We start from the raw sequence: 14,841 nt of genomic DNA on the forward strand, positions 1-14,841 counted from the left end.
AACCGGGCGTCTTGTCCATAAGCCGCAGACTATGCGAAAGTCCGCAAAGTATCAGCTAGCCGAACCGCCAGCGCAACGATCGTCAGGGTCGGATTGGCCTGGCCGGTGGTCGGGAAGACCGAGCTGCCCGCGACGAACAGATTCACCTCCGCGCGGTGACACCCGAAACTCGGTGTGGCACATGACGACCGCGATCAGGACGGCGGGAAAGCGTAGAGCTTCTCGGGCGTGATCCGCACGATCAGCCGCTCGGCCTCCGGTTCCGGCGGTGGGGTGGCCCCGTTCATGTACCTGCGGTACATCTCGTACAGCAGTGTCTTCTCGGGATCCTCGGTAATATCCACTCTTCCGCGAATCTCCACATAGCGACCGTTCGTCCGGCTCAATACGAGCAGGCTGACCCGCGGATCGCGCACCATATTGCGGGTCTTGAGCCGCCCCTTGATGGTGCTGAACACCACCGTGTCGTCCTCGTATTTCACGAAGATCACCGAGGATTGCGGGCGGCCGTCGGCATTCGGAGTCGACAGGATCGCGGCATGCGGTTCGTCGATCAGCGAGCGGACATTGTCATCGAGTTTCATCACGAGTCTCCTTAACGAGTGGTCGGATAGGTAGACCCGGGCGATTGCACGAAGGAATCGGGGTGCGGCGATTCTTTTTCGGCGTTCGGTGGGTCTACCTCTATGAGGCCGCCGACCGGAAGGATCCGTTGATGACGCAGGCGAGCACCGCGCATATCGAATTCGATCGCCGCACCCAGCCGTATCGGCGCGAATTGCTCGCGCACTGCTACCGGATGCTCGGCTCACCCGACGACGCAGAAGACCTGGTCCAGGAGACCTATCTGCGCGCCTGGCGGGCCTTCGACGGCTTCGAGGGCCGCTCGTCGGTGCGGACGTGGCTTTATCAGATCGCCACCAATGCCTGTCTGTCCGCACTGCGGCATCGCAGCCGCCGCGTGCTGCCGTCCGGACTCGGCGCGCCCGCCGCCGACCCGTCCGCTGCTCCGGCCATGGACTTCGACGTGCGATGGCTCGGTCCGATGCCGGATGCACTCGTGACCGATGAATCCGAGGATCCAGCCAGCGTTGTCGCCGCCCGCGACAGCCTGCGGCTCGCGCTGATCGCCTGTCTGCAGCAGCTCTCCGCCAAACAGCGCGCGGTTCTGCTGCTGCGCGACATCCTGGACTTCCCGGCTGCCGATGTGGCCGAGTTGCTCGGCAGCACGACCGCCGCGGTCAAGAGTTCGCTACAGCGCGCCCGGGCCCGGCTCGACGAACTCGGTGCGGTCGCGGCGGACGCGAGTAACCCGACCGAACCCGAGCAGCGCGCACTCCTCGACGCGTACATGACCGCATTCCAGAACGCGGACCCCGACGCCATCGAGCGTCTACTGCATCGCGATGCTGTACTCGAAATGCCGCCCGCTACCACATGGTTCGCGGGCAAGCGGACTTGCGTCGGGTATCTCGCCACGCAGGTACTCGGGACGCCGGGCGACTGGCTCATGCTGGCGAACATCGCCAACGGGCAACCTGCCGCCGTCGCCTACCTCCGCGAACCAGGCGGCGGCTACCAAGCTTTCGGACTCGCGGTGCTCACCACCACCGACGGCGCGATCACCCGCATCGCCGCCTTCGGTGACGCGAATCTGGTCACCTCATGTGGATTTCCGGCGACCATGCCCGAACCTGCTGAGCCCTAACGATAGTCGGGGTTCTCGAAATCGAACCGGCAGCCCGCATCCCATTCGGAGCGTTGATTGCCGTGGGCGGGAATGCCGCTGCTGTCCTTCAGCATCCGGGCCAGATGCAACAGGTTCCACGTCATGAAGGTCGTATTGCGGTTGGTGAAATCGTTTTCCGGTCCGCCAGAGCCCGGATCGAGATACGACGGTCCGGGGCCGGCCTCGCCGATCCAACCGGCGTCGGCCTGCGGCGGAACCGTGTAGCCGAGGTGCTGGAGGCTGTAGAGGATATTCATGGCGCAGTGTTTGACGCCGTCCTCGTTACCGGTGATCAGACAGCCGCCGACGCGGCCGTAATAGGCGTACTGGCCGCCCTCGTTGAGGATCGACGAATTGCCGTACAGTCGCTCGATCACCCGTTTGGTGACCGAACTGTTGTCGCCGAGCCAGATCGGTCCGGCCAGCACCAGGATGTCGGCGTCCATCACCTGCCGCTGCAGCGCAGGCCATTCATCGGTGGCCCAGCCGTGCTCGGTCATATCCGGCCAGACGCCGGTCGCGATGTCGTGATCGACGGCGCGGATATGCGAAACCTGGACGCCGTTCTTCGCCTTTCAGCAGTTCACGAGCCCGTTTCAGGATCGCTACCTTCTGCTCGAGTTCTCGGATCCGCCGTCTGGCCGCTGACAGTTCGGTCTGCTCGGCGCGACTTGCGCCGGGTAGCGGGCCGGTGTCGATCAGTTCCTGCTTGCGCCAGACATAGATCGTCTGGTCGCTGATGCCCAGATCGGCGGCCACTTGGGCGACCGGAGGACCGGCAGCGACCAGATCCAGGACCTTATGGCGAAACTCTTTGGGATACCGCCTTTGCACGAACGAGTCTCCTTCGACGGTGTCGTGACCAAGAAGTCAACCAAACCGACTCCGAAAAACCCGGGGAACATCAAGGTGAGCACCAACCCTGGAGGCGATTCAGAATCCGAGTTTGGTGAGGATGTGCTCGCGTGGCTTTGGGCGGTACGTGGCGAGATCACCAGCTTGAAGGCGATCTGGTTGTTGGTGAGACCTTGGGCGATGAGGTCTGGGACCCGCCGCTCGCGTTTGGTCAGTTCCGCGCCCGGGCCTGATGTGGCTGTCGTGGGCTGCTCCCCGAGTGCATGCGCGACCGCAGCGTCTATGCGCAGCCTTGCTGGACAGCCGAATCGAATCTGCGGGCGCCGAGGGCCGAACGCGTTATCCGTCTGAGTTTCCTCGTGACACCGCGACAGGTCCCGGATGAAACTCGCAGCGCTACCAAGGGACCGCCACAGTGGTGCAGTCGTTGGGCCGGGTCGGATCGGCCCTGGACAACTCGCCCGCCGAGGTGTTCAACTCGACGTTGAAGGTGGAATTCGTGCACCGCCACCGCTTCCGCACCCGTGCCGAGGCCCGGATCGTCACCTGGATCACCGGGTTCTACAACCCGGCCCGGCGGCACTCGCTTGCCGGCGGGATATCACCGATCGACTACGAGACCCATATGGCCGCCGTGCGTACGGCGGCCGAGGCAGCCCTGTCACGAGACTAGGCCGCATAAAGGAACCCTCCACACTTCGAGCGGATTGACATGGCCGTTCAGGGGCACGGGCTCGGGCACTGCGGTCTTCGAGTAGGTAGATAACAGGATGTATGACCGATGCGGGGTTAACACCCATTCGATGATGCTGGTTGTCGTGCAGGAAAGACAGGTCGGGTGACAACGGTGTCACCCGGACACCGCCGGCCTCCGACAACGGCGTCGGTAGGTCGGCAACGAAGACTCTCGCAAACCACGAATGGGGGCTACCTCGGACATCGCACCCACGGACTCTGATGCCCCTCTACCACTTTCTAGACATCACAGGACTACTGCATGTTCTTCGTGGAACCAACCAGCGGTCGCAATGCCGCGGCGGTTTGGACTTCGAACGATCCGCCGCCCCTCCAGCCCACGTACACCGAGGACCATTCCCCGTGCACATCCCCCATTTTGGCTCGCCGGACCCCTATCCCGGGTCACCGATCCCCAGACCGAGACCACTTCGGCCCCACACCGCTACGCCAATGTCACCCGCGGTCAACACCGGGTGCAGTCCGCATCAAGGCTGGCTGGTCCTGTGGAACCTAGCCGAGGACATGGAGGCGGCCGCGATCGAGGCCGGTGACCACGCCGACGCCGGTGCCGGACGGGCGTTCGCGGCACAAAGAGCGATCCAAGCGGGCAATCTACGCGAGGCCGCCCACCACGTGAACCCACTCCGTAGCAATGTCTGACCAAAGCCGAAACCTCAAACATAGATCAACCAAAGGTGCTCATCGGGACCACCGCTGGTGCGCCGACTAGCGAGCCATTCCCCGTCGCCTTACCGATCGCCTCCCAGGACACCCCGCGGCGTGGATCGCGTGCACAAGCCTCGGTGCGGCCCTTCTGCGCAGCACTCACTGCATCGGCGGCCAACTCCACCCCGTACAGCCCCAACCTGGGCGCGATGTGAGCCGCCCACGCCCGCAACACCACGTCATGCAGGTCGTCATCGGCGGACATGAGGTCGGAGCTTTCACCGTAGATCCGCTGGCTGTCCAGTCGTGCTCCGTAGGAGTAGAGCCCCTGGTCCACAGGGACCGCGCCAGCACTCCCAGTTGCGTCCAGGGCGTCACGCATGGGTCGCCAAACCCCACCACCTCCTCGTAGTTGCGCCGTTGCCGGGCTGACGGTAGTAGGCGACCCCACGACGCGAGCCGAGGCTCGTTCATCGCAGACCAATCAGTGACTTTGTTGCCCGACGAGCATCAGAGCAGCGATCTGGGTCCGCGAGTTGACGTCGAGTTTGGTCATGATGTGCTCAATATGGCCGCCGACCGTGCGTTCGCTGATCACAAGCTCCGCGGCGATCTGCCGGTTCGTCCGGCCACCAGCGACGAGGCGGGCGACCTGTTGTTCTCGTGGAGACAGCAGGTGCAGCACCGGTGGCGCAGCGGTGTCGGTGGCGGAACGCGTGCTGGCGGCGTCGCAGACTGCTGGCGTCTCATCGAGCGCGTAGGCGACGGCGTCCGCGACGCTGAGCTTCTGGCCGCGCCGGTAGGCCGTCCTGAACGCTTGGTCGCTGATGATCTCGCGCGCACGGACACGGCACTGGGCCGACCAGTCACGGAGGGCACGCCATGAGAAAAGCGGGGCGCCGACCGGCTCCCACATCTTGTCACTGGCGCCGAGCAGCGTCGCGGCATGTTCGGCGTCGCCGTCCGCAGTGGCGCACCATGCGACAAGTTCGAGGCCGCACGGGATCCCGAGCTGGTCGTCGAGGTCACGTTTGTGCCGGAGGGACGCCAGCGCGCGAGTACGCGCAGCGGCACGGTTGTCATTGGCCCAGCAGGCGACGGCGAGGTCCCAATCCGCCCAGCCGGCGCTCCAGTGCTCACCGACCTTGTCGCAGGCGGCCACCGACTGTTCGCCGAGCTCGATCCCGCGATCAGGATCGCCAAGCAGGGCCACGACCATGCCGAGCTGGGCCGGCACGATCATGGAAATGGAGCTCTGCTCCCCACTGTCCCGATGGTGGCGAAGAGCCGTTTCCAACTCATCGACTGCCTCGGGAAGTCTGCCCTGCATCCAAAGCGCCTGGCCGATCCACGTGCTGGCGTAGGCCTCCGCCCTCGCGTCACCGACAGCCCTGGCCACCTCGAGGGCCTCACGTAGCGGGGCAAGCGCTTGGACCGTGTCGCCCTGGTCGGCAGTGTTCAACCCGCAGGCCCACAGCGCGTGGGCTCGTTCGCGGCTCGGGGTGGTATCCAGCTTCAGCAGTCGCTCGAGCCATCGCCGCCCCTCACGCAGGTCTCGGGTGAGCCACCACCACCACAACGCGCTGGCCAGCCGCATCCCGGTACGGGCCTGGCTTGGCGTTGCGCAGTACTCCAGGGCGAGGCTGATGTTGGCGCGTTCGGGGCGAACCTGGTCCAAAAGAGCGCGTTGGTGTGGGCCCCACCACTCACGTGCACCAGCTTCGGCCAGCCGCAGGTAGTAGTCGCGGTGCCGGCGCCGTACGGCGTCCGCCTCGTCGGAGAGCCGGTCACGACCGTATTGGCGGATCGTCTCCAACATCGTGTAGCGGCTGCGGGCGTTGGACTCTTCGCGTGTGAGGATGGACTTGTCCACTAGGCCGACCAGCCCCGGGAGGATCTCGTCCAAGGTCAGGCCGTCGCCGGCGCACACCGCCTCGGCAGCATCGAGGCTGACACCGCCGACGAACACCGATAGCCGGGCCCACAACATGCGTTCCTGCTCCGTGCACAGGTCATAGGACCAGTCCACAACGGTGCGCAGCGTCCGATGCCGCGGCACGCTGTCGCGGTGACGCTGTTCCAAAAGGGCGAAGCGATCGTCGAGGCGGTCGGCCAGCTCGTCGACGGTCAGCGTCCGCAGCCATGTGACGGCCAACTCGATCGCGAGCGGGAGTCCGTCCAGGCGCTGACACAGCCGGCCGACAGCCTCGCTTCGGCCGACGCTGACACCGGCGGCTTCGGCTCGTTCCTGGAACAGCGCTATGGCCTCATACTCTTGGCCGCCGGCCCAATTCGTCAGGTCTTCCTCGCCGGGCGTGGACAGCGGCGGCACCGGCCAGATCCGTTCCGCGGTGATACCGAGCGGTTCTCGGCTGGTCGCCAGGATCCGTAGCCGAGGCGCGGCCTCGATCAGCGTGCTCACCAGCGCCGCGCACTCCTCGATAAGGTGCTCGCAGTTGTCCATGATGATGAGCAGTTGCTGATCCGCCAGGTAGTCGACCAGTGCCGCGACGAGGTCACGCGTAGAGATGTCAGGCATCCGCACGGACGCGGCGACGGTGGACGCGAGAAGGGAGGCGTCCTCCAGCTCGGCGAGCTCGACCAGCCAGGCACCACCGACACGCTTGCGTTCGAGCCCACGGGCGACGTGAATGGCCAGCCTGGATTTGCCGACGCCGCCAGGCCCGGTCAGGGTTACCACGCGAGCATCGGCGAGAACAGCACGAAGCTTGGCCGTCTCGCCGCGACGTCCAACAAAGCTAGTTGTTTCAGATGGAAGACTCATTCTGCCGCGCCAGATCCTTGCCTACGCGTTCACGCTCACCCCGCGCCACTCTGAATCGCAGCGCGCAGCGCGTACTCAACCACAAATATATCTACTAAAGTGTCTATAGTCATGTCCGGCCGCGAACTCCCCAAAGAGCCGCTGAAATCTCCAAAGTGCCGTCTATTCGTCCCGCTCGGCCACGTCCAGCGCTTCAAACAACCCGAAACGCCACGACCGCCGCCAGTGGCCAGATCACGATCACCCCGATGGCGTGCAGCTCGGGAGGGGCGCGCACGGCGACCCGCTCCAGTTGAGCCGCACCAAGTGCTGGTACGTCGACAGACCGATGAGGTGCCCACTCTCCAAGCCACGATCGAGGCGGTCGAGGAACCTGTTTGAGAAAATCCTGCGCTAGCGAGTTACCGCAGCTAGTGGCGCACTATTTGCGCTAACTGTCTGTGTGAACTGGGCCGATGTGGCAGCTCCCGGCCTCTGACACCGCGATATATCTGCGGTAGTCCAGCAGCCGCGGTCATCTGATGAAGGAATCCTGCACCTGACGCGATCTTTTCAGCCAAGCACACTCCGGAACAGCGCTTACCGAGACTCTTCAGCCGGACCCACGGGCCCGAGCGTTGGACTCCCATCCAGGCCGCGGTGCACGATCCGCCGCTTTCATGCGCTCGCTCATGTGCTCGAGCAGGGCAGGATCGGCGTTGATCTCACGAATTTCGTCAATAACTGGTCCATGAACTATCGATGCTCGGCTTTTTGCTCATTATTTGTCTGGAATTCCAATAGTCTTCGCCCCAGTCGCGAGTGCGGTGCTGGGGTTCTTCTCAAATGAATGTCGTCCTTCACGACTGAATCCCGCCGGGTTTGGTGCCAATGCCGTTAACTTACGCGCTGGTGTAGCCGGATCTCCGGCGGCTGGTTGTGGTTGATGTTCTTGTGCGCCAGCGTTTTTCGTTTGAACTTGTGGCGCCCGGCGCGTTTGAGGACCCGGGGATAGCGGCATAGTGGGTGGTCAGAAGCCCCCAGATCTCCTGGCGCACCATGGCGGGGCTCTGTGAGCGCAGCAGCCGGTAGCTGCCGCGCTGGCGGGTTTCGATCTCGGCGAGGCTGGTCTCGAACTCCCACCGGCAGTGGTAGGCAGCGGCCAGCTCGGCCGCGGTCACCTCCGCTGGGTCGAGCAGAGTGGTGATCAGCCGGATCGGACCGGGGGTGTCGCTGTCGCGGTTGGCGACCTCGTATTCGACCACCCGGACGGTGACGCCCTCGGGGACGGTATCCAAGCCGCGGGCTCGGTGGCGGCGGATGCGCTGGCGTTCGACATCGGTCATCAACTTCGACAGATACGATCCATCCGGAAGTTCCTGTACGACATGCAATTTCAGTCCGGACTGCACCCGCCACAATAGATCTGCACCGGTGGCTGCGGCCTCGCGCCAGAACTCGTGGCTGTAGAACTCGCGATCGGCGATAACCAGCATTCCCGGGGTCGTCTACGGCCAGCAGCGGGCGTGTGATCTCCCGTTCGTCGGTGGTGACCGCGCCGATCTCGGCGTCGATGATCGCGTGGGTGGCGCATTCGGCCAGCCCGACGACCTTCACCTTCGGATACGGGTCCTCCAGGCTCTGATGGGTCTTCCCACGTCCGAACACCTCCCTCGTTGCCGGGGGTGTCGGGGATATCCATCTGGACGCCGTCCACAGCCATCACCCGCCGCCCGGCAAGCCAGCCGCCCGGGATTCCCGCCCCTGCCAGCGGGACCGCAACCCGCCCGATACAACCCTCGTACCGGTTCCTCACCGAGGCGGGCCCGGGCCTTGCGCAACGCCGGGGAGGTCGGCACCTGCCAGTCCTCGCTCCACGACCGCAGAAACTCCCAGCCCGTCGACGAGCTTGCGCATCACTTTCTCGTAGGCGTGGTCGAAGAACAACGTCATCGCCAACACGAAATACACCACCACACGCGCCGGCAACAGCCGTCGCCGCTTCTCACACCGACCGGTCTGCACCAACACCTCGTCGACCAGATCCGGACGCACCACCCGAGTCAGCACACCCAACCCGATCCGGTCAGTCAACCGGCCCGCCTCCACCACGAACCAGCACCGTACCCCGAAACCATTCGCTACACAGCAACTCTCACGCCACAGCCCGTCGGCCCGCCTTCACGACCGCCGACCTGCGCAAACGCCATAAGTTAATGGCATTGGTACCCAACCCGGAACTGCTCACCCATACCCGGATTGTTCCGAATAGCGGGGTTGACCGGGATGGTTCGCGGAACACCTCTACGGAACACCGCCGAGCTGGTCTGATGCGTGCAGGTTGGACTGTTCCGTTGGCCGATCGGCTAACGGAACACGGTTGGCCAGTGGCGATCGGCAGCCGAGGCTGGTCTCACGTGGTCACAACGGACCAGTCCGGTGGCCTTCCCATAGGCCATTCGGGGCTCTTCGCGGAGCTTGTGGGAAACGTCGAACGGCGTGCAGGCGGCTACCCCTTGATCGTAGGGCCCCATTGGAGAACTTACGGCTTCGGGCCATCTTCAAAGTCGCTGCTATCGGTACAGAAGGAAAGGAAGTGTTCTCCGCTGTGGGAAATCAGGGCCTACATGACATCCTGTGGCAATGTACTTCGGGAACTATCGCACGATTTCCTCGACGTTCTTCGTCAAAGCTGCGACGATCGTCTTTGCCAGCGCGGTGGCACCGCTCATTACAATGCCTGTCGCTGCTGATGCCGCATCGACACCGGCAGCGACATGCGGACCAGGCTTCTATGAGATCGACCACCATGATTTGCCGCTTGCCACGATACATCTTTTCTACAACGGATCCGAGAACTGTATGGTGACTTGGAAAACCGCCTATATCGGAACTCCAGCTGAGGTAAACACTTCAATAGAGCTCGCTGGTCAACCTTCTACAAAGGTCGTCGATGGTCGAAACCACTACAAGTATTACGCAGGTCCCGTCAAGATTTCAGCGAGAGGGAAATGCATTCAGTGGGAGGGTGAAGCTCAAAAGCCTGGAAATATTGCCACCATAGACAACTGCTGGCAGTCCGGGTCGAGCCACTGCGGATAGACGGCGGACGACAAAACCGGGCTTCCTGGGGGTGATTTCAGATGAAATCGTTGTGGACGATTCGTCAGGCAGCGGAATGGGTAGTCGAACTCGGTCTCGCTGACACAGGGGAACTGCAACATTTCCTGAAATCTGTACCGTATCTCGAGTATCCCTGCGTAGACTCCGGTGACATACACACAGTTTTGATCGAATTTGGCATTCTCTACGGCCCTGACGCTAACGGCGAGTTCGGTGGTCCGCCGCATTGGATCGAATCGCTGTGTCGCGAAGAACTACAAGCTATAGCTAGCGCCAGTCGTGGCAAGCTCGCCATAACCGATGTCGAATTGATCGATAGTAAAGGCGACTATCTACTTCGATTCCACTGCAACCGCGAGCTTCAACAGTGGGCGCTTCCACGCGGCGGGCGCGATAACTACGCCGCTCTTGATGTCTTCTTGGACCGGATCGGGGAACTCGTGCCAGTCGGCTCCTCGGAGAGGTGGTGCTCAGTCGAGCCAACTCCCGACAACAGCATCGCCTATGTGTTCGGCGACCCCGCCGTGCTGCGCGCCGTCGGAGGCCGCTTCGGTATCACATTCAAGTTCGCATCAGGGTCCCCAGACCTCCCGCGTATATGCTAGAGATCTGCGGGTATATCTCCCCCAATTCGTGAAGTGTGCCAGCTACTGTAAAAGCGCAGAGCGGCGAGGGCGACCCGGCGCACCTTCCACCTCCGAGCTGCTTGGGCCGAGCGCCATCGGGTTCGGTATCGGCGATGGCCCCTTGTCAAAAGAGCGTGTCGCGGACCCTCAGCGGCCGGTAGCCGGTCGGCCCGAGCTGGGCAAGTTCGGCGTCGATGTCGACCTCGATGGCTCCGAAGAAGTTGATGTTCTCGCTGTGCGCGGGCGAGATGTGGGCCAGTACATCATCGTCGATGCGGCGACCGGAACGGCGCATCTGCTCGACTGCGAGCCCGAAATACTCTGTCGTCCAGGAGATCACCGCGTTCGTGGCGAGAGTGAGGCACCATGCCTGTTCGGTCTGGGCTTCCAGATGCCGCGCCCGGAAGGCACCCTCGTGGGCGTAGATGAGACCGCGTTTGAGCCGTGGATGGACTCGCCCTTGTTGAGCTGGCGCGAGATCTTGCGCCGATAGTCCGGATCCGACAGATAACGGGCTGCGTAGACCGTACGGCGCATGGCGCCGTATTCCTTCAGCGCCGCGGCCAGGGCGTTCTGTCGCCCCGACGCCGACAGCTTGCCCACCAGGAGAGACGCGGTGGCGTGCCCGAACTTCAACGACCCGGCCAGGCGCAGCAGGTCGTCGTAGTGCTCGGCGATCAGATTCAGATTCGACTTGCGTGTCAGCAGTGGTCCCGCGTGTGGGAACCGTGACTCGGCGTCGGCGCGTGGCCCTGGCCGGTAGAGAGTGATCTTCCCCAGGTCCCGGATGCGTGGGGACAGCTGCATCCTGAGGAGGTCGAAAAGGGCGAAGTTCACCAGGGTGACCCCGTGGGTATCTGTCGCATGTTCGGTGATCGGCAGATCCGTTGCGTTCCTGCGAAATCGAATGTAACCACGAGCTGGTGACCACCGGTCGAGGTGAGGCTCGGGTGCGGTGGCGAGGGCGCGAGCGATTCATGCGCTGCTGGCGCGTGGTTCCAGTGACACCGTGTATCCGAGGGCTTCGAGCTGGTGGACCGCGCGAGTCTTCGCCGGACCGGGCTTGCGGACGGTGAAGTAATCCGGGCCGGGATCGCGGTAGAAGTCGCCGTGGGTGAGCATGCTGTGTGCGGCCACGACCATGGCGTGTTCGATGGCGACGATGGCCTTCATCGGACCTCGCCGCGTGCTGATGCGCCGGTATTTGGCCGCGAAATACGTTTTCTTGGAACGTGATACCGAGATCGCGGCGATGCCGAGGGCGGCTTTGAGGTACCGGTTGCCGGGGCGGGTCTTGGTGGAGCGGATCCGGCCGGCGGACTCGTTGGCGCCGGTACACACCCCGGTCCACGACGCTAGATGCCCGCCCGTCGGGAACACGCTCATGTCGCCGCCGGTCTCGGCCAGAAACACTTCGGCCACCGTGGTCGAGAACCCGGGGATGCTGACCAGCAAGTCCCGGGCGCGGGCCAACATCGGCCCCAACGCTGCGGTGATCTTCGCATCGAGGTCTGCGATCGCTGCCGTGCAGGCATCGACGAGGTCGAGATACATCCGGATCAAATATCCGTGCTGGGCAGTGAAACGCCCGGTGAGGGCTTCGGTCAGGACGGGCACCTTCGACCGCATCCGGCCCACCCCGAGATCGGCGATCGTAGAGGGATCGTTGCCTCCGGCGATCAGGGCATCCAGCATCGTCCGACCCGACACACCCATGATGTCGGAGACAACCGCCGACAGTTTGATCCCGGCGTCCTCGAGGATCTTCTCGATCCGTTGCACCTGCCGCGCGCGATCCCGTAGGAGACTGGTGCGAGCACGAGTCAGATCACGCAACCGCCGGATCGGGGGCGGCGGCACCAGCGACGCCCGCAGCAACCCGTGGGCACCGAGATCAGCCAACCACGCCGCATCGCTGACGTCGGTCTTGCGGCCCGGCCGGTTACGGGCCTCGCCCGGGTTGACCAACATCACGTCCAAGCCGTCTTCGAGCAGATAGTAGAACGGCTTCCAGTAATCGCCCGTCGACTCCATCACCACGCAGGTGACCTGCTCGGCGATCAAATGCTCTCGCAGCGCGAGGATCTGGCTGCTCATCGAGCCCCAGGTCCTCACCGTCGTCTTCGTTGCCCGCCGACCCGCGCCCTGCACCCGGACGCACACCTTCGCATCCTTCTTCGAGATATCGATACCCGCGCACCGCGCATGCACCACTTCCACCGCGACCACCTCTCCCGCTCAAGTGAAAACCGTTGTCGGCGTGCGCATCACGGGGAGACGGAAAAATACAGGAATTTCCTACACGTGCTCGGGGCAACAATCCACGGATCCCGCGAAGGGCGAGAACCGCCCTGCCTCCACCACCACCTTTCCCAACGGGCTCACAGCACCGCAAAGCGTTCGGGGTCAGCCGTGACACGCACCCCTACAGCATCCGCTCCGCAGCCACGCCGGAACGCAAGAACCGCACACGATTTCACCCTCCACGCAGGGCCGCGAAGCCGTCCTGAGTCCTTGCCCAGGATTTCATCCAGCACGTAGTGAGCTTCTCGGCGGGTCGTGACGATCACCTTGGTTCCGTAGGTGGTGTGCTGATCGGTGATGTGGGTATATGTTGATAATCCCTGGTCAGCGAAGAATTGTGGCATGGTGCGGGCGGTGGTGGATTTTCCGCGCGTCGGGAACCGCTGCCCGTCCGAAGACGACAGGGTTCCGGCGCCGAAAATACTGGTCAACGGCAGACGATGGTGGTACCCGATGATTGCGAGGTTCGCGGCCCGCAGCGTGTCCTCTCGCACGTACCACTCCTGTGTCCAGGACAGGATGTCGTAGGAGATACCGGTCGCGTCGGCCATCCGAGTCAGGCCGAGATTGGTGGCTCCGGCCAGCAGTACTGCGATGAGGTTGCGTTTGAGTTCTGGTGTGCGGGTTTGTTTTCAGCGCGCGTGGGTGAAGCAGTCTAGGTAGCCGGTGCGCTTGTCCAGCTCGATCAGCAGCGACACGATCGGCGCGAACGGCAGCATTTCCGTCAGCTCGGCCTTCAACGCGATCGCCTCGGTCGGGATGTCCTCGGCGGTTAGCGGGGAGATCACCAGATCACCGGTTTCATCAAGGCGTACCGGTCCGTCCCCGGCGGCCAGCGTCTGCTCCAGCGCGCCGAGCGCCTCACCCCACTCGTCGCTGAGCGCGGCCAGCGCGCGAGCCGGATCGGCCGGTTTGCCGACCAGACGGCAGAATTCGGCGCGCTGAGATTCCCACTGCTGTGGGGTCAGCAGATAGGCGGACGGATCGGCGTAGCGTCGCGATCCTGGTACGAACACGTCCCCAGTGCGTAGCCCGTCCCACAAGCCGAGCAGCACACACAGCTCCCAATAGTGCCGGTAGGCAACGGCATTGCCTGTCTTTCGGGCCTGGTCGAGATAGCCGCGCCACTTGGTCGGCACGAACCCCGTCGGTGCGTCGTCGAATACCTTCCGACGCCCCGTCGCGTTCAGCTCGCGCAGCATATTCACCGCGATCAGCAACTCCGTCGCCGACGTGCCGCCGGCGAACCGCACCGCCGACAACACCGCCGGAGTGAACTTCCGCAGATACGAATACGACGTATCCAGAGCGGCCAGATGCCCGTGATCGCGCGGAAGCCGAGGTTTGGCTTGGGCTTTCGCCGCCCGCAACCGATCCCACCCGATGCCTTCGCCACGAATCAATCCGCCGACATCCTCGTCAGAGACCTGCGGATCGACGAGGATCGCCAGCAGCTCATCCAGCAGCGCTTGGCGGTCTTCTCCAGTCTTGCCGCGCTCGGCCAGCTCGGCGAGCATCCGGTTCTCCGCGGCACTGAACTTCGCCGACAGCGACTGGTCGAACAACGCCACTACCTCGTCGAGCACATCGGTGGCCGATTGCGCCAGCACCGTCAACAAGATCGGATATCAGCGCTCCGGATCACGCCGCTCCAGCGCCTGACCAGTCAGACGGCGGCCCAGCGTCGCCAGAAATCGGCGGCGCTCCGCGGGAAGTACCGATAGATCCAGAGTGTCCGCCCCCAGGCCACGCACAAACCCCAGCTTCTCGACCTCGTTGCGCACCGCGGCCGCCGACGCCTCCACCGGGCCGGTCGACAACCACCGCAACCTCGACATCCGGATCGACGCATCGGTGACCAGCAGCCCGTCCAACTCCGCGCACCGCGCGGGAGTCAGCTCGTGGGTGAGCCGGTCGTAGGTCTCGCGTTGTGCCTGCTCACGGGCGTGCACGACGCGACGAACGACCGTGTCGGGGCTGGGCCAGATCACACGCGCCGAGAGCAGGTACTCACATCCCAGTCGGAACAACAGCGT

13 protein-coding genes and 4 pseudogenes are annotated in these 14,841 nt (G+C 63.8%); 5 read left to right on the plus strand and 12 right to left on the minus strand.

The window, feature by feature from the left end; genetic code table 11:
- Window positions 1-29: 29 nt before the first annotated feature.
- Window positions 30-146, minus strand: a complete 117-nt coding sequence (locus tag ACFYOW_RS48655) for a GMC oxidoreductase (protein ID WP_387298865.1) — start codon at window positions 144-146, stop codon at window positions 30-32.
- Between the two features lie 48 nt (window positions 147-194).
- A complete protein-coding gene (locus ACFYOW_RS48660) occupies window positions 195-584 on the minus strand; it encodes a PPOX class F420-dependent oxidoreductase (protein ID WP_387298867.1) in 390 nt (129 codons plus the stop codon).
- A gap of 62 nt (window positions 585-646) precedes the next feature.
- Between ACFYOW_RS48660 and ACFYOW_RS48665 the strand changes: the two genes are divergently transcribed.
- On the plus strand, window positions 647-1,708 hold the full coding sequence (locus tag ACFYOW_RS48665) for a sigma-70 family RNA polymerase sigma factor (protein WP_387298869.1): 1,062 nt from the start codon (window positions 647-649) through the stop codon (window positions 1,706-1,708).
- On the opposite strand, the pseudogene ACFYOW_RS48670 reads toward ACFYOW_RS48665, so the two are convergent.
- The 3 genes and pseudogenes from ACFYOW_RS48670 to ACFYOW_RS48680 all read right to left on the minus strand — a co-directional run.
- Window positions 1,705-2,298 (minus strand): annotated as a pseudogene (locus tag ACFYOW_RS48670) (flavodoxin family protein); the annotation flags it as partial. The gene ACFYOW_RS48665 and the pseudogene ACFYOW_RS48670 overlap by 4 nt on opposite strands.
- Window positions 2,201-2,563 (minus strand): transposase, encoded by a 363-nt coding sequence (locus tag ACFYOW_RS48675; protein ID WP_387298871.1) that lies wholly within the window; start codon window positions 2,561-2,563, stop codon window positions 2,201-2,203. The gene ACFYOW_RS48675 and the pseudogene ACFYOW_RS48670, both read right to left, overlap by 98 nt.
- A 179-nt stretch (window positions 2,564-2,742) precedes the next feature.
- Window positions 2,743-3,027, minus strand: a pseudogene (locus ACFYOW_RS48680) (hypothetical protein); the annotation flags it as partial.
- On the opposite strand from ACFYOW_RS48680, the gene ACFYOW_RS48685 reads away from it, so the two are divergent.
- Together ACFYOW_RS48685 and ACFYOW_RS48690 are read left to right on the plus strand one after the other, a co-directional pair.
- Window positions 3,000-3,257, plus strand: a complete 258-nt coding sequence (locus ACFYOW_RS48685) for an integrase core domain-containing protein (protein ID WP_387298873.1) — start codon at window positions 3,000-3,002, stop codon at window positions 3,255-3,257. The pseudogene ACFYOW_RS48680 and the gene ACFYOW_RS48685 overlap by 28 nt on opposite strands.
- Window positions 3,258-3,772: 515 nt before the next feature.
- Entirely contained in the window at window positions 3,773-3,982 is a 210-nt protein-coding gene (locus ACFYOW_RS48690; RefSeq protein ID WP_387298875.1) for a hypothetical protein, read from the plus strand.
- Window positions 3,983-4,007: 25 nt separating this feature from the next.
- Here the strand turns inward: ACFYOW_RS48690 and ACFYOW_RS48695 are convergent, their stop codons facing one another.
- The 4 genes from ACFYOW_RS48695 to ACFYOW_RS48710 all read right to left on the minus strand — a co-directional run bounded on the left by ACFYOW_RS48695 (window position 4,008) and on the right by ACFYOW_RS48710 (window position 8,846).
- Entirely contained in the window at window positions 4,008-4,370 is a 363-nt protein-coding gene (locus ACFYOW_RS48695) for a hypothetical protein (RefSeq protein ID WP_387298877.1), read from the minus strand.
- A gap of 102 nt (window positions 4,371-4,472) precedes the next feature.
- Entirely contained in the window at window positions 4,473-6,773 is a 2,301-nt protein-coding gene (locus ACFYOW_RS48700; RefSeq protein WP_387298879.1) for a LuxR C-terminal-related transcriptional regulator, read from the minus strand.
- Between the two features lie 881 nt (window positions 6,774-7,654).
- Window positions 7,655-8,248: a transposase gene (locus tag ACFYOW_RS48705; RefSeq protein ID WP_387298881.1), complete on the minus strand. Its 594-nt coding sequence runs from the start codon at window positions 8,246-8,248 to the stop codon at window positions 7,655-7,657.
- 316 nt (window positions 8,249-8,564) lie between these two features.
- Window positions 8,565-8,846: a transposase domain-containing protein gene (locus tag ACFYOW_RS48710; RefSeq protein WP_387298883.1), complete on the minus strand. Its 282-nt coding sequence runs from the start codon at window positions 8,844-8,846 to the stop codon at window positions 8,565-8,567.
- A gap of 549 nt (window positions 8,847-9,395) precedes the next feature.
- Between ACFYOW_RS48710 and ACFYOW_RS48715 the strand changes: the two genes are divergently transcribed.
- Both ACFYOW_RS48715 and ACFYOW_RS48720 read left to right on the plus strand, forming a co-directional pair.
- Window positions 9,396-9,854 (plus strand): hypothetical protein, encoded by a 459-nt coding sequence (locus tag ACFYOW_RS48715; RefSeq protein ID WP_387298885.1) that lies wholly within the window; start codon window positions 9,396-9,398, stop codon window positions 9,852-9,854.
- 41 nt (window positions 9,855-9,895) lie between these two features.
- Complete coding sequence (locus ACFYOW_RS48720) at window positions 9,896-10,480, plus strand: hypothetical protein (protein WP_387298887.1); 585 nt, start codon at window positions 9,896-9,898, stop codon at window positions 10,478-10,480.
- Between the two features lie 145 nt (window positions 10,481-10,625).
- Here ACFYOW_RS48720 and ACFYOW_RS48725 read toward each other — a convergent pair.
- From ACFYOW_RS48725 to ACFYOW_RS48735, 3 genes and pseudogenes are all read right to left on the minus strand, one after another.
- Window positions 10,626-11,395: pseudogene (locus ACFYOW_RS48725) on the minus strand (Tn3 family transposase); the annotation flags it as partial.
- Between the two features lie 81 nt (window positions 11,396-11,476).
- A complete protein-coding gene (locus ACFYOW_RS48730; protein ID WP_387298889.1) occupies window positions 11,477-12,721 on the minus strand; it encodes an IS110 family transposase in 1,245 nt (414 codons plus the stop codon).
- 296 nt (window positions 12,722-13,017) lie between these two features.
- Window positions 13,018-14,841 (minus strand): annotated as a pseudogene (locus ACFYOW_RS48735) (Tn3 family transposase); the annotation flags it as partial.

Source organism: Nocardia sp. NPDC006982 (genome assembly GCF_042869435.1).
Lineage (GTDB): Bacteria > Actinomycetota > Actinomycetes > Mycobacteriales > Mycobacteriaceae > Nocardia.

Excerpts from the sequence above, each read along its gene's own strand:
- ACFYOW_RS48660 (WP_387298867.1), bottom strand. The coding sequence starts at position 584 with ATGAAACTCGATGACAATGTCCGCTCGCTGATCGACGAACCGCATGCC.
- ACFYOW_RS48690 (WP_387298875.1), top strand. The coding sequence starts at position 3,773 with ATGTCACCCGCGGTCAACACCGGGTGCAGTCCGCATCAAGGCTGGCTG.
- ACFYOW_RS48695 (WP_387298877.1), bottom strand. The coding sequence starts at position 4,370 with ATGCGTGACGCCCTGGACGCAACTGGGAGTGCTGGCGCGGTCCCTGTG.
- ACFYOW_RS48700 (WP_387298879.1), bottom strand. The coding sequence starts at position 6,773 with ATGAGTCTTCCATCTGAAACAACTAGCTTTGTTGGACGTCGCGGCGAG.
- ACFYOW_RS48705 (WP_387298881.1), bottom strand. The coding sequence starts at position 8,248 with ATGCTGGTTATCGCCGATCGCGAGTTCTACAGCCACGAGTTCTGGCGC.
- ACFYOW_RS48715 (WP_387298885.1), top strand. The coding sequence starts at position 9,396 with ATGTACTTCGGGAACTATCGCACGATTTCCTCGACGTTCTTCGTCAAA.
- ACFYOW_RS48720 (WP_387298887.1), top strand. The coding sequence starts at position 9,896 with ATGAAATCGTTGTGGACGATTCGTCAGGCAGCGGAATGGGTAGTCGAA.